Here is a 13,337-nt window from a genome sequence, read left to right as displayed (position 1 = left end):
TACTGATCTATATGCACTTCATGATGATACACACATGGCAGGATGCGTATAAGGAGGTAACGGGATATGAGGTGGCTTGGATGGCTGCTCAAAAAAGGAATGACGGTCGTGTTGGTTAGCGCACTAACGCTGGCAGTGACAGGTGTAGTCGTTAATGCTTATGTTCAATCGCTGCTACGGCAGTTTAACATTCAGCTTGATCAACAGCCCATATGGGGATTGGGTTGGCTAAAAGGCAGCGCGGGCACTGACCCAAGCACAGACACGGGGAAGAACAAGACGACAGGAAGTGGCTCGGGAAGTGTAACACCGCCTGATGATGCGTTGCCTGTCATGGGACAGGGCTTAGAAGAAAGCGGAAGTGAGGCAGGTGGCGCAGCCAATGGCAAGGTATCTCAGAAGGGGGCTGTGTCGGCCGGAACATCAGGCAACGAGTCACGGAAGCAGGCAGAAGGTACAACTACACCCGAAACGAGTATTGAAGGCCATGATTTAGTGATTACGCCCGACCATTTGACAGAGAAGAAGAACAACTTACCGGCTGCACAGAAACAGGAAATTTTTGCAATTCTGATGAATAAGCTGCCGCCGGAGGAGATGCAGAAAATATCAGCCGCGATGGAAGGCGGTCTCACTGAGCAGGAGCTTCAGGATATTCAGCAGGTGCTTGCGAAGTATTTGACCAAAGAGGAATATAACAAGCTGATGGCTTTGCTTAAATAAGTATTTTACAAAAATCCAATAAGCGACTTCCAATGAACAAGATATAGAGCGAAATGGGTTAGTTTGTCTAGATGAATTCATGGGCAATGCTTATGCTCAAAATAGGACTGTAGAATCCGCGCCATGCGCGGATTTTTTTGCGTGTCAGGAAGTAATTGGGGTGTAGTTGAATTCTTTGTAAAGGCTATGTTAAAGTAAACAGTGTTGTGAAAAGGTTAAATTTTTGAAACCTTTTACGCAACTATGCAATGGTAGATAGCGACTAATATCATAGATGCTTGTGAATACAGGCTAGATTCATAGTGTGAAAGACCAATAATGAACGCATTTATATAGAGATAAGATATGCTGAAAAGGAGAGAGTCATGAAGGTTTTGAAGGAGCAGGATTCACCAGACAGCAGGAATGCAGCTTCCAACGTTGCAGACAAGTCTGCTGTAGAAACGGGGAAATTAGCAAAGTGGTGGAACGGTCGAAGAAAATGGCTGAGCTGGACGGCAGGCGGTGTGGTGATTGCAGGGAGTCTTATTTTTGCGAGTAATCAGTATGTCGGAGCTAACACAGTTCCTTATTATAAAGTGTATGTAAAGGGCGTCGAGGTCGGAAATATCTTGAATGAGCAACAGCTTAAGCAGCTGTACGCAACGAAGAACAAACAGTATAAGGACAAGTATCCCGGCGTGGATATGGTGCTTAATACGAGCGCAGTAACGACAGGCATCGAGAAGGCGTATAAAGCGGATATCGACAGCGCAGCCACGCTGAAGAAGCTGGATGGTATGCTGACAGCGTATGCCAAAGGGGTAGAAGTGAAGGTCAACGGACAGACGGTTGGTATTGTAAAGGACAAAGCGACTGCACAGGCGGCTTTAAAGCAAGTACAGAAGAAGTACACACCTGTGGGTGAGGGTACATCTACAGGCATCAAGGGGCTGGTTCGCAAAACATCCGTGGGCAGCAGCCATGCGAGTGCTAGTACTAAAACCCCTAAAGCATGGCTGGAGTCTGCCAGTATCCGTGAGAAAATCGCGTACGAGCCTGTGAAAGCAGACCCGAACAAGGTGCTGACGGAGACTGAGGCAGTCAAAGTGTTGACTGAGGGGCGTGAGGCTCCTATCACGTATACAGTGCAAGAAGGCGATTCTCTGTCGTCGATTGCAACTAAATTTAATATGACTGCTTGGGAGATTAAGCAGAACAATCCCGGCTCGCGTGAGCTGTACTTGCAAATTGGGGACGAATTGAAGCTTACTGCTCCAAAGGCTCCGGTTACGGTGCGAACAGTAGAGAAGGTCGTCGAACAGATTGCCATCGAGCCTGAGGTTGAGATTCGCCAGAGCGATGAACTGAAGGCAGGAGTTACTAAAGTGGTCCGACCGGGACAAGCAGGTCTTAAAGAGATGGACTATCGTTTGACCAAGGAGAACGGTGAGGTCGTGCAAGAGGAATGGCTCGGTCAAAAGGTGCTACAGCCGTCTATTACTGAGGTGGTTCTTAGAGGAACGAAGGTTGTGGGAGAAGGCTCAGGACAGTTCGCTTGGCCGGTGTCCGGGGCATCGATGTCGAGTAGCTTTGGCGCACGCTGGGGACGTATGCATGAGGGTGTGGACTTGGTCGGTAGTGCTGACATTCACGCATCAGATGAAGGCGTAGTATCATTTGCAGGTCAGCAGAATGGATACGGCAATGTCATTATGATCGATCATGGCAACGGCTACCAAACCGTGTACGGGCATTTGAGCAGCATTGGCGTTCATGTAGGACAGGTGGTTCAGCAAGGCGAGTCGATCGGGGTCATGGGGAACACAGGACGCTCGACCGGAACGCATCTGCATTTTGAAATTCGTAAAGATAATACGCCACGCAATCCAATGACGTATTTAAGATAGGTTGGATGTTTATAACGAGAGTTACATGATTTATGAGGATCAATGAGAAAGGCCATGTTTTTCTGCATGCTTAACAGTAGGTGCAGGCATGGTTTTTTTCTGCGTAAAGAAAAGGGTCTGAAGAAGTAATGGAATGACGCACGGGTATGATAGAATAGAATAAGCATCTTATAGGTACTGACAAACGAAAGTTATTATAGAGGATGATCCGTGAAAAGAGGTGAACGCTGTATGCAAGGAACGATTCTGGTAGTGGATGATGAGCAGCCCATCGCTGATATTTTGAAATTTAATTTAGAAAAAGAGGGCTATCAGGTGATTTGCGCCTTCGATGGAATCAGCGCGGTGGATATTGCGGTCAAGCAGCAGCCTGATCTGATCCTGCTGGACCTGATGTTGCCGGGCATGGACGGCATGGATGTATGCCGCGAGGTGCGCGGGCATCAGCTCCAGACGCCGATTATTATGCTGACCGCCAAGGACGGCGAAATCGACAAAGTGTTGGGGCTGGAGCTGGGCGCGGACGATTATGTAACGAAACCGTTCAGCACACGGGAGTTGCTGGCACGGGTGAAGGCGCAGATGCGCAGACAGCAACGCGGCAGGGCAGATGCGTCGGAAAGCCGACCGCAGGAGGATAAGCAGGGGCTGCGCGTGGGCGACCTCTTTTTTGATACGGATATGTATACAGCTTACAAAAACGGAACACCGCTTGACCTGACGCACCGCGAATATGAGCTATTGCACTACATGGCTAAGAATGCCGGAAAAGTCATGACGCGGGAGCATTTGCTCCAGGCAGTATGGGGCTTCGAATACTACGGGGATGTGCGTACAGTGGATGTGACCATTCGGAGGTTGCGCGAGAAGATTGAGGAGAATCCGAGCAAGCCGGAGACCATCCTGACACGCCGTGGTCTTGGATATATCGTGAGCGGGGGCAAAGGTGGCCTGCGGGCATGAAATGGCTGTCTTTCTTTCGTACCATTCATGCAAAGCTGATTATTATCTATGTGCTACTGATCTTGGTGGCTATGCAGCTGATAGGGGTTTATTTTGTCAGCTCGATGAAGAACTCCCTCACGAGTAATTTTACGCAGGATTTGCAAGCACGGGCGGAGATGCTGTCCGTGCTTGCGGAGCAGGATCTGAGTGGCAGCGACGGCAAAATGGAAGAGGACAGCGTGGAAAGTCTACGTGCACGCGTGAATAATTTATTCGATTTCAGCGGCGCGGAAATTCAGGTGCTGGATGCCAGCGGGAAAGTATTAATTACTTCCCAAGGTTCACACGCCGATTATGTCGGACGCAAAAATACGCAGACAGTAGTCAGCCGCGCACTCCAAGGAATCCGAGATAACGAGGAATACATGGTGGACGAAGATAATGTCCGCAAGAAGGTCGTCGCCAAGCCCGTTATCAGCCAAGGCAAGATTGTCGGCGCGGTATACATCGCCGCTTCAATGACCGAGCTCTACGATACGATGAAACGCATTAACAATGTGTTTCTCTCAGGTATGCTCATTGCGCTCGCGTTGACGGCTGTGCTGGGCGTGGTATTGGCCCATACGATTACGCACCCGATCAAGGTAATGACACGCCATGCAACGGAGGTTGCCGAGGGCAAATTCGACCAGCAGATGCCTGTATTTGGTGAAGATGAGATCGGTAGGCTCAGCGTGGCCTTTAACTATATGACAGGCCGTCTGCGTGAGGCACTGTCCCAAAATGAAGAGGAGAAGGAGAAGCTCTCCTCCATCTTGACCAATATGAGCGACGGTGTGGTCGCTACTGATGACAATGGCCGGGTCATTCTGGTCAACCGTCGGGCCAGCGCCATGCTGGGCGTGAACGAGAACGAAATGACCGGCAGGCATATCGCGGTACTGCTGGGGATCGACCCGGAGGAAACCGAGGCCCTGTATAGCGGTTCTTCGGCCTCCACGCTCTTGCAGCTGGAGCCAGCTGGTCAGGATGAACCCATCGTCATCCGTGTGACATTCACGCCGATTCATCGGCGGGAAATTGGCATTACGGGGACGATTGCCGTGCTCCAGGACGTGACGGAGCAGGAGGAGATGGAGACGACACGGCGGGAATTCGTAGCGAATGTATCCCATGAGCTGCGCACTCCGTTGACGACCATCCGCAGCTACGCTGAAGCGCTGGATGACGGCGCGATGGCTGAACCGCAGCTCGCAGAGCGTTTTGTGGGCGTGATCCGCAACGAGACAGAGCGTATGATCCGGTTGGTTACGGATTTGCTGCATCTGTCACGGCTTGATTCCAATGAGGCGCCTTTGCGGATGCAACCTGCCGATGTGATGGAGATGCTGGACGAAGTCGCAGATCGGTTTTCTTTTCAAATGAAGCAAAAACACATTCGCTCAGGGATGTTCGTAGAGCAGGGAATCGGTAAAGTCGTGATCGACCGGGACCAAATTGAGCAGGTGCTGGACAACCTGATGTCCAATGCGCTGAAATATACGCCAGATGGCGGAAGTATTCGGATCGAAGCTCGCCGCAACAGTGAGGGAATGCTGTCCATTTCGGTACAAGACACCGGAATTGGTATTCCCAAAAAAGACTTGGACCGGATTTTTGAACGGTTTTATCGTGTAGACAAGGCGAGATCGCGCAATATGGGCGGCACGGGACTGGGACTGTCGATTGCCCGGGAAATTGTAAAGGCGCATGGGGGCCAGATTTTTCTGGAGTCGGAATACGGTCAGGGAACCTGTACGACCTTTACGCTACCCATGTCGAGTGAAGGGAGGGAAGCACAGTGAAGGAACGTTTGAAGTCCTGGACGCTTATTTTGCTGGTTGCTTCCAGCCTGGTACAGACTTATTTTTTAATTTACCGCCTTCCAGGCAGTGATTCTGTACTCACTTCAGAAACGAACTATGTCAAAACCGAAAGCATGGGGCAGGAGGAAAAGATTGAGAACCTCGTGTTTCCTGATAAAATGCTAATTCACCAAGGTGAGAAGAAGCATACCGTTTTTTATCCGGGTGTTACTTTTTACGATTTAATTTATACACGGCTGGAAAGCCGAAGCTTTAACAACTTTCAACGTCGAAGTATTCAATCGGCGGACTGGGCACAGATTCGCAGCGAAAACGAAGGCATCGAATTATCCTTTTCAGGCGGAGTCCCGGTTTCATTACTGGAGCGGGTTATGCGTCTGACGCCGGATTCGGTGTTTCAGGGAGAGACGATTAACCGCATTTGGATCTATATAGACGAAAAGAATGCCAAGCCACACGCGCTCTTTTTCAGTGCCAGAGGCGATGTGGTGTATGAGGCGAACCAGTTCGATATGACAGTAGAGGACATCCGCCAGCATGTGAATTTCGGTAAAAATGCCCCGTTGTACGAGCTGGTAAATAATCAGTACTACATTCCCGTGGATGATCTGGAAACTACGCAGCCTGTAGTGTATGCTGGATTGTTTACGACAGAGCAAATGCAGCGGAATTTGTTTTTCGATCCGGGGATTACGCGTAATATTCAGGAGAAGGACGGCTCCCAAATTTATACGGATAGCAAACGTAGTCTGCAAATCAAGCAGGAGCAACGTTGGATGAGCTATACCGATCCGAGTGCGCCAGGAGCGGGTGGAAGCAGCCCGATTAGGGATGTGCTGGCCGCAGTTGATTTCGTGAATCAGCATGGCGGTTGGGATGCTTCGTATCAGCTGAAATTGAGAAGCAGTGATGAAAATCGTACATCTGTGATGTTTCAGCAGTATTATGGTGCTTATCCAGTGCTCGACACACCATCGTTCCGCTTTGGTACGATTTCGCTGCAAATCCAGCAGGAAACGGCTTCTGTCTATGAACGTTCGTTGCTGTATCTCAAGGGAGGAGAGCAATCCTCGAAGAAGGTTATGCTGCCGGGCGGCGAGCCCTTGAAGAAGCGACTGGAGACTGTAGGCAAAGGGAAGACGATTCGAGATCTGACTCCCGTATATCAACCGGAGCTGACCAATGATGGATTGAAGCTTGCTCCTGAATGGCGCGTTACGTTCGGTGACGGTTCTGTTGCAGAAATTCTTGCTGTTCCTGTAACGACAGCATCCAACACAACACAAACGAAGCCAGACCGGGAGACAAAGAGGTGACAGGAAGGGGGAACGGGAATGGATTGGAGCCGCGCCAAGAACGTATTGATCTGTACATTTTTGCTGCTCAATGTGGTATTGGGTTACCAATTGTGGCATGATGCGCAGGAAACGGCAGGGCCGAGTCTGGATTTTACTTCATTGGATGAAAATACGCAGCGTTTAATGGAAGAGAAAAGCATTCAGGTGCTGGCTCCGATTCCCGGCGATACCCCGCAGCTGCCTAAACTCTCTTACACATACGTTCATAGTGGAGAAAAGGATGATCGTGTGCAGCTGGTGAAGCCAGTGGATAGCAAACTGGTATTCACCCATGATGCGCTAGTGGAGGCATTGGAGCCACAAATCAAGGATATCGATAACTTTCAGTACGATCCGCTGGATGTTCAGGAGGAATTGGCATCCGGACAAGCAGATGCTTTTGTACTTCATCCGCTGGTTCAGGGCAAATGGCCGTTATTTAATGTGAAGCTGGCTCTGTTTTACAGCAATCAAAAGATTACAGGGTATCGCAAAATTAAGGTCGAGCTCCAGCCTTCGGATGAGGCAAAGAAAATGCTGCCTGCGTCCAAAGCACTGGCAAGGCTGATCGACGGCTATTTGCCGCGTGATACGATTGTGAAGGATATCCGGCTCGGTTATTACGGACAGACCTTTAACTCCGATAGTCAGGTGGCTGCCCCCGTGTGGCGGTTTATGCTGGACAACGGAAAAGGTGTGTATTATGTGCAGATGAACGGAGATGTCATTAGTCCAAAGACAGAACATACAGAAGGGTCTTGAACAGATATGGGGATTTCATTTACCGTGCTGTCGAGCGGTTCGACCGGCAACGCTACCGTTGTGCGGAACGAAGACACGACATTGCTCATCGATGCGGGTCTCAGCGCGAAGCGTATTGACGAATTGCTGAAAGAACGCGAGCTGAGCGGAGAAGAGTTGGATGGTATTTTGGTCACGCATGAGCATTCCGATCATGTTAAAGGACTAGGCGCCATGGCGCGTAAATATAATTTACCTATATATGCTAACGAGAAGACATGGTTTGCCATCAGCAATGCTGTTGGGCAAATTGCAGACGATAACCGTAGAATATTGGAGACAGGCGCAACGCGAGAATTTGAGTCATTACGCGTGGAGTCTTTTGGTATATCCCATGATGCGGCCGAGCCTGTAGGATATAGCTTTTATGATGGGGCGGAGAAGCTGAGTGTAGCGACCGATCTTGGCTATGTCAGCGACAAAGTGAAACAGGCGATATCAGATGCGGATGTATTGGTGCTGGAGTCTAATCATGATGTGGAAATGCTACGTATGGGTCGTTATCCGTGGAACATCAAGCGCCGTATTCTCAGCGATATCGGTCATTTATCTAATGAGATGGCGGGCGCGATTCTTAGCGAGCTGCTGACAGGACGGACGAAGCGAACGTATTTGGCACATTTGAGCCGCGACCACAATATGATGGAACTCGCGAAGCTGACTGTACGCGGGGCGATGGAAGACCGCGGCTGTTTTTACAAGGATAGTGAATTTCGACTGTGTGATACGTACTATGATCGTCCTACACCTTGGGATAAGGTAAGTGAGCCATAAAGCTGTCCAGCTCGGCGGCTTTGCGTTCTACCTCTTCACGGGTCACTACGCCTTTGTCCACCAGTAGTTCAATCAATGTACTTAGCGCCAGTGTATTGCGGTAATGCTCGTCTTTCAAATCCGCCAGCTTGGCAGCCATGCGAACTTCATCCATAGCCGAACGATGTGAATTCATCATATATTCCTCCTAAAAAATATTTTAGAAATGGCGTGCAATGAGCTTGGTTCTGCCTGTGGTTTTGCTAAGTGCTGTGATACAATAAAGCTAACAACGGAAAGCTTTCTGAAGGAAGGCTCTCATCGAAAGTATAGGCAGCTTTAAGCGGACGGGAACAGGCCAGAACGTCTCTATGAGACGATCATTTTGTAATAGAATAGAAGACTTGTTACTATTGTAGTCCATTGGTTTGGAAATCATTCCTCTTTTTTCCTCTATTCGGAGTCAGATTCGGCGTGTATGCTAATTTATGAGATTCGGTTGCTTAGGAAGGCACCATTTGTGGTGATTAATAAGTAGGCCGGAACGATTGGTTGCTGGATTCCGATGATAAGGGATATTCAATCCATTTGAGATGTTCAACGGAGCAGGTTCTCTGTAGCATAGGTTGGCGCAAGCCCGAATAGCCCTAATTTTTTAGTGAGTGTCGGTGCATGACAACGAAGGGGAGAGGATTAGCATGGGCTTGTTTGAGGACGATTTTTATTCAACGAAGGTATCCACACGTGCGGCTAAAAAAATGGCATTTAAGGCACGCCGTGGAGGACGGGGACGTTGGCCACACAGGAAGCGTGGAGTAAGTCCGGTGCAAGCTGCTGTCATTAGCGGTGCAGTCAGTGCAGTGATTGCCGTGCTTCTGTTCAGTTTTATTACAGGTCTGCCCTCCACTACAGCGGTAAGCGGAGCCAGTCACTATCCCTTGCGGCAAGCAGCGGGTGACCCGTATGACCGGATTGTGCAGGCGGCAGCCAAAGTGCGCCCAGCCGTCGTTAGCATCGTGAATCTGAAAGATGAAGAGGGTAAAAGTACGGAACAATCCGCGCTTGGATCGGGTGTCATTTTCCGAGTGAGTTCGGGCAAAGCCTTCATTATGACGAATAACCATGTGGTCGAAGGATCGGATGATCTGGATATTGTAACGGTAGACGGTGTCAGAAAAGAGGCAAAGCTGATCGGGAAGGATCGCATTAGTGATATCGCGGTACTGGCAGTTGACGATAAAGGCATTAGCACAGTAGCGGATATCGGCGACTCCAGCAAACTTCGTCTGGGTGAAACGGTCATTGCTATTGGCAACCCGCTTGGCTTGGGAGATACGCTTACCTCCGGTATAGTAAGCTATACGAATCGCATCATTCCGATTTCCATTAATCAGGATGGGGTATATGACTGGGAGCAGCATGTCATCCAGACCGATGCGGCGATTAATGAGGGAAACAGCGGCGGCGCGCTGGTCGATCTGGACGGACGTGTGATTGGCATCAATACGATGAAAATCGCTGATACTGGTGTTGAGGGACTTGGTTTCGCTATTCCCGCCAATGAGGTAATGAAAACGGTGAATGAACTGGTTGAGGACGGCAAGATCACCCGCCCTTATCTGGGGGTATACACGGTCGATCTCAATAATGAATATGCACCGCTGGATGAAACTCAGCGCAAGGAGCTCAAGCTGCCGGACAGCGTGAAGAATGGAGCAGTCGTTCTGGAAGCCCACGGTCCTGCCAAAGAGGCTGGCTTGAAGCTGAACGATGTCATTACAGCGTTTGATAGCGAACCGATTAACTCTACGCTTGATTTGCGTCGCTACTTGTACGATAACAAGAAAATTGGCGATGAGCTGAAAGTTACTTTTTACCGGGCAGGCAAGGAAGAAACGATGACGTTAAAATTAACAGATAAGCCGGAAGGCTAAGGTATGATTATAGGCTTAACTATAAAAAGGCGTTCACCGGCTTAGTTCCGGGAACGCCTTTTTCGATCTTCTGCTGCGCCTTAGATTAAGATGTCGTTCCCGTTACACGGGTTCCGCTCTTAGTGATTTTGTATGTCACCACATCGCCGCTCCAGAAGTGGAACTTTAGCGTGACTTCACCATCTTTTACACTATTAAAAAATTCAGGCAATAGCTTGATCCCATTGGCATCATAGGCAGGGGAAAAGGTATTGCCAAATTCTTTATAGGGTGTCCAATCCTGTGGACCGGCGTTACCACCATTCGTATACACGGCTTCCATCGTGGCAAGCTGGCTACCACGGAAGTCTGTTGGAATGGTAAAGGCTTGAGTAGTCCCTTCGACAGCACTTAATTTTGGGGTATCATACACGACGACTCTAAAATTCCAGTCTGCCCCCTTGTTAAACTTAGCGGTAATGGCGGCATTCTCCCCATATTTACCGGAGGTGGTCAGGCTGGTGAGCAAGCTGGCCTTGAACGTTAATGTATCTCCGCTCAGCGTATAGTCGGTGCCCTGTTTCAGTTGCTTGCTGTTAGCACTGAGTGTGTTCAGCTGATTGCCGTTCAGGTTTAAGGTGACTTTGGTGTCCTGAGCAGAGGTGCCTTTCTTCAAGTGAATGAGGTCACGGTCTGCATTGGAGGAACGCCCTTTTAGGCTGGCTTTAATAACATTAAAGAGTTCGGGATCAGACCATTTGTACGTTGTGCGATTAAAATGCTGGCCGTTATCCCAGAGTATGCCTGTTATTTTCTTCTCCTTCATGTAGTAGGTCAGGAACTCGAAGAATTTTAGCTTTTCGCCCTGTTCAATCACGCCTGTATGTTTATCGAAGCCGAGCAGGCCATATTCACCGACAATGACCGGAATCCCCTTGGCTACAAAGGTGTTATAGACGTTATCAAAGGTTTGGATGATATCGTTTTTAGTATCTTTATCAAAAGTAGTATGGCCTGCAATATTTACACTGAAAGGCCAATAACCATAATAGTGGACGGTGGCAATCAGGTTGGGATCGTTCAGCTTGGTTATCGTGTTGTACAGCTCATTGATTTTGGTCTGAGCAGGTGCGGTGTCCAAACCAGGCAGAACAAGGGGACGAGTGGCATTTTTACCGCCAGAAGCACGGACAATTTTGTGGAAGGATATATTCAGTTCCTGGAGCATCTGGTTCATTTTCGCTTCATCCGTAGTCCCTCCTTCGGAGAAACGAGGTTCGTTAATGCTTTCAAACATTAGCTTGTTAGGCTGATCTTTAAAGCGCGGGGCAATTTGTGTCCATAATGCGTTATAGCGAGCCAGCACCTCATCATGTTTGGGTTCCATACTGCTTACCCACGTCCAAGAATCATGATGGACATTGATCATGACGTACAGATTGACGTCCAGTGCCCAGCGAACAACCTCTTCCACACGGTTCATGTAGGCGGACTCAACGGTATAGGTTGGTGCGGCTCCAATGTGCTTATCCCAGGTGACGGGGATGCGTATGCTTTTGTACCCTTGGGCAGCAATTTGCTGAATCAACGCCTGAGTAATGCGCGGATTACCCCAGGCTGTCTCATCTGCCCCGACAGCATCCAGAGAATTTCCCAAATTCCATCCAGGCTGCATGGCTTCCACATACGATTGCAGGCTGCTCGCAGCCGCAGCTTGCGGTGCTTGTCCGTCAGATTCGGCAGCAGCGGCAACGGATGCGAACGTAGATAATAATAGGGTGATGGCAAGCGTCAACGACAGTAATGAAACGGGTCTTCGTTTTAACATAACAGGCCCCTTTACAAAGTTATTTTTGAAAGCGCTTTCTAATAAACACTACCACACTATTTGAATATGGAATACCTGTATAATTTATATAAAAATCATGTGTTAATTAGATATTTTAAATTTGTAAGCGTTATTATTGAAAAAATACAGAAATGAGTGTAGAATCTATGGCCCTACGTGGATTGTAGTATAGCATCGGATTTGTAAATACAAAAGAAAGAAGGAGATGAATATGAATAAGTGGGACACGGAAGAGGCCATTCGACGCTGGGATATGCATGCAGAAAACTTTACGGCCAAGTACACGGAGGAAGGGGATCGGTCTCGCGAAGTCCTGCTGAATCCGGCATTGCAAGCTTGTATGGAACCCCTTGAGGGCAAAAAAGTGCTGGATGCCGGCTGTGGCGAAGGCTATCTAAGCCGGAAAATGGCCAGGGCGGGTGCTTTGGTAGAGGCTGTCGATTACTCGACAGAGATGCTGAGGCTAGCCAAAGAGCGAACGCCGTCAACGTTGGGAATTACATATCACCATGGCAATCTGGAAAAGCTGGAGATGTTCGGGGACCAGAGCTTTGATCTGATCGTGTCCAATATGGTCATTCAGGACTTGGCTCATTATGAGCGGGCGATTGCCGAAATGCGGCGGTTATTAGTTCCGGGAGGTAACTTTATTTTTTCTATTCTGCATCCGTGCTTTCTGACGCCGCAGAGTGGATGGGTGAAGGATGAGACAGGGAAAAAGCTGTATTGGAAAGTGGATCAATATTTCAACGAAGGCCCTCTGGAGCAAGCGATTCCTTATGATCAGGAGGAAAAGCTTTTGTATTTTCACCGTACGCTGGGCAGCTATGTACAGACCATTGTTGTGGCGGGTTTGTTGTTGGATGGAATGATCGAACCGAAGCCGTCTGCTGACATGCTGGAGAAATTTCCCCATTTCCGTGAAGACCTGAACGTCAGTAATTTCCTCATTTTTAAGACCAAACGTCAGGGATAGTAGGCAAGCCCTTTCCTTTCCGCGTCAAGTGTGGTAGAACAAAAGAAGGCAGTTTTGACACACCTACAACACGGAGAGCTTCAAACGGAAAGGGATGCAACTGGAATGTACGTGGTATGTAAAGAGCATGTGGAACTGGCAATTGATATGTTCGTCGATGAATACGAGGATGCACCGGATGTCGTCGATCTCAAGGAAACGAAATTTTCGGATTGGGACCCTCCAGTGAAGTGCAAGGAATGTGAGAAGAAAGCAGAGTTTTTGGTCGTCTAAAAAACAAGCACGG

12 protein-coding genes are annotated in these 13,337 nt (G+C 48.9%); 10 read left to right on the top strand and 2 right to left on the bottom strand.

Annotated features, from left to right (window positions below; translation table 11 throughout):
• The first annotated feature begins 66 nt into the window (after positions 1–66).
• From MLD56_RS25730 to MLD56_RS25700, 7 genes are all read left to right on the top strand, one after another.
• Entirely contained in the window at positions 67–723 is a 657-nt protein-coding gene (locus MLD56_RS25730) for a hypothetical protein (RefSeq protein ID WP_029518936.1), read from the top strand.
• Positions 724–1,088: 365 nt separating this feature from the next.
• On the top strand, positions 1,089–2,612 hold the full coding sequence (locus MLD56_RS25725) for a M23 family metallopeptidase (protein WP_029518934.1): 1,524 nt from the start codon (positions 1,089–1,091) through the stop codon (positions 2,610–2,612).
• A gap of 231 nt (positions 2,613–2,843) precedes the next feature.
• Positions 2,844–3,575 (top strand): response regulator YycF, encoded by a 732-nt coding sequence (gene yycF / locus MLD56_RS25720; protein WP_029518933.1) that lies wholly within the window; start codon positions 2,844–2,846, stop codon positions 3,573–3,575.
• Entirely contained in the window at positions 3,572–5,401 is a 1,830-nt protein-coding gene (gene walK / locus MLD56_RS25715; RefSeq protein ID WP_029518931.1) for a cell wall metabolism sensor histidine kinase WalK, read from the top strand. The genes yycF and walK overlap by 4 nt, the downstream gene beginning before the upstream one ends.
• Entirely contained in the window at positions 5,398–6,738 is a 1,341-nt protein-coding gene (locus MLD56_RS25710) for a YycH family regulatory protein (protein ID WP_029518930.1), read from the top strand. Before walK ends, MLD56_RS25710 begins: the two co-directional genes overlap by 4 nt.
• Before the next feature lie 18 nt (positions 6,739–6,756).
• Positions 6,757–7,521: a two-component system regulatory protein YycI gene (yycI, locus tag MLD56_RS25705; protein WP_029518929.1), complete on the top strand. Its 765-nt coding sequence runs from the start codon at positions 6,757–6,759 to the stop codon at positions 7,519–7,521.
• A gap of 6 nt (positions 7,522–7,527) precedes the next feature.
• Entirely contained in the window at positions 7,528–8,334 is an 807-nt protein-coding gene (locus MLD56_RS25700) for an MBL fold metallo-hydrolase (protein ID WP_029518927.1), read from the top strand.
• Here the strand turns inward: MLD56_RS25700 and MLD56_RS25695 are convergent.
• On the bottom strand, positions 8,303–8,509 hold the full coding sequence (locus MLD56_RS25695) for a hypothetical protein (RefSeq protein ID WP_025723164.1): 207 nt from the start codon (positions 8,507–8,509) through the stop codon (positions 8,303–8,305). The genes MLD56_RS25700 and MLD56_RS25695 overlap by 32 nt on opposite strands.
• Positions 8,510–9,011: 502 nt before the next feature.
• Between MLD56_RS25695 and MLD56_RS25690 the strand changes: the two genes are divergently transcribed.
• Positions 9,012–10,247, top strand: a complete 1,236-nt coding sequence (locus tag MLD56_RS25690; protein WP_029518925.1) for a S1C family serine protease — start codon at positions 9,012–9,014, stop codon at positions 10,245–10,247.
• 85 nt (positions 10,248–10,332) lie between these two features.
• Here MLD56_RS25690 and MLD56_RS25685 read toward each other — a convergent pair whose 3' ends face one another.
• Positions 10,333–12,054 (bottom strand): cellulase family glycosylhydrolase, encoded by a 1,722-nt coding sequence (locus tag MLD56_RS25685; protein WP_029518924.1) that lies wholly within the window; start codon positions 12,052–12,054, stop codon positions 10,333–10,335.
• A 232-nt stretch (positions 12,055–12,286) separates the two neighbouring features.
• Between MLD56_RS25685 and MLD56_RS25680 the strand changes: the two genes are divergently transcribed.
• Together MLD56_RS25680 and MLD56_RS25675 are read left to right on the top strand one after the other, a co-directional pair.
• Positions 12,287–13,051 carry a class I SAM-dependent methyltransferase gene (locus tag MLD56_RS25680; RefSeq protein WP_029518922.1) on the top strand — a complete coding sequence of 255 codons (765 nt, stop codon included), beginning with the start codon at positions 12,287–12,289 and terminating at the stop codon, positions 13,049–13,051.
• A gap of 105 nt (positions 13,052–13,156) precedes the next feature.
• On the top strand, positions 13,157–13,324 hold the full coding sequence (locus MLD56_RS25675) for a CxxH/CxxC protein (protein ID WP_013373879.1): 168 nt from the start codon (positions 13,157–13,159) through the stop codon (positions 13,322–13,324).
• Positions 13,325–13,337 lie beyond the last annotated feature (13 nt).

The sequence above is a fragment of the Paenibacillus peoriae genome (genome assembly GCF_022531965.1).
Classification (GTDB): Bacteria; Bacillota; Bacilli; order Paenibacillales; family Paenibacillaceae; genus Paenibacillus; species Paenibacillus polymyxa_D.
Note: the sequence above shows the minus strand (reverse complement) of the source record. Positions and strands in the feature narration are given on the sequence as shown.

Coding starts and splice junctions, on each gene's coding strand:
- MLD56_RS25730 (WP_029518936.1), top strand. CDS start 67: ATGAGGTGGCTTGGATGGCTGCTCAAAAAAGGAATGACGGTCGTGTTG.
- MLD56_RS25725 (WP_029518934.1), top strand. CDS start 1,089: ATGAAGGTTTTGAAGGAGCAGGATTCACCAGACAGCAGGAATGCAGCT.
- yycF (WP_029518933.1), top strand. CDS start 2,844: ATGCAAGGAACGATTCTGGTAGTGGATGATGAGCAGCCCATCGCTGAT.
- walK (WP_029518931.1), top strand. CDS start 3,572: ATGAAATGGCTGTCTTTCTTTCGTACCATTCATGCAAAGCTGATTATT.
- yycI (WP_029518929.1), top strand. CDS start 6,757: ATGGATTGGAGCCGCGCCAAGAACGTATTGATCTGTACATTTTTGCTG.
- MLD56_RS25700 (WP_029518927.1), top strand. CDS start 7,528: ATGGGGATTTCATTTACCGTGCTGTCGAGCGGTTCGACCGGCAACGCT.
- MLD56_RS25695 (WP_025723164.1), bottom strand. CDS start 8,509: ATGAATTCACATCGTTCGGCTATGGATGAAGTTCGCATGGCTGCCAAG.
- MLD56_RS25690 (WP_029518925.1), top strand. CDS start 9,012: ATGGGCTTGTTTGAGGACGATTTTTATTCAACGAAGGTATCCACACGT.
- MLD56_RS25685 (WP_029518924.1), bottom strand. CDS start 12,054: ATGTTAAAACGAAGACCCGTTTCATTACTGTCGTTGACGCTTGCCATC.
- MLD56_RS25680 (WP_029518922.1), top strand. CDS start 12,287: ATGAATAAGTGGGACACGGAAGAGGCCATTCGACGCTGGGATATGCAT.
- MLD56_RS25675 (WP_013373879.1), top strand. CDS start 13,157: ATGTACGTGGTATGTAAAGAGCATGTGGAACTGGCAATTGATATGTTC.